Source organism: Cupriavidus sp. SK-3, assembly GCF_000611145.1.
Lineage (GTDB): Bacteria > Pseudomonadota > Gammaproteobacteria > Burkholderiales > Burkholderiaceae > Cupriavidus.
On the sequence record NZ_JFJV02000075.1, the window covers coordinates 1 to 295 of the forward strand.

Consider the following 295-nt stretch of genomic DNA (forward strand, 5'->3'; position numbering starts at 1 on the left):
CAGGCCGGCGACGTGCGTCCGCACCGGGTCCCGCAGTGGCTACACAGCCCGGATCCGGTCTTTCGCGAGAAGGTCAATGAGATATGCAAGCTGTACCGCAAGGCGCCTCGCGACGCGGTGGTGCTCAGTATCGACGAGAAGACCGGCATTCAGGCCATCGAACGCAAGTACCGGGGACGCGCGCCCGCGCCGGGGCGGCTGCGTCGTCGTGAGTTTGAATATGTTCGTCACGGGACCCAGGCATTGATTGCGGCACTGGACGTCCATACCGGACAGGTGCTGGCAGAATGCCGCG

1 pseudogene is annotated in these 295 nt (G+C 64.7%); it reads left to right on the top strand.

Annotation, left to right across the window (positions count from 1 at the left end):
• Positions 1-295, top strand: a pseudogene (locus tag CF70_RS36495) (IS630 family transposase); the annotation flags it as partial.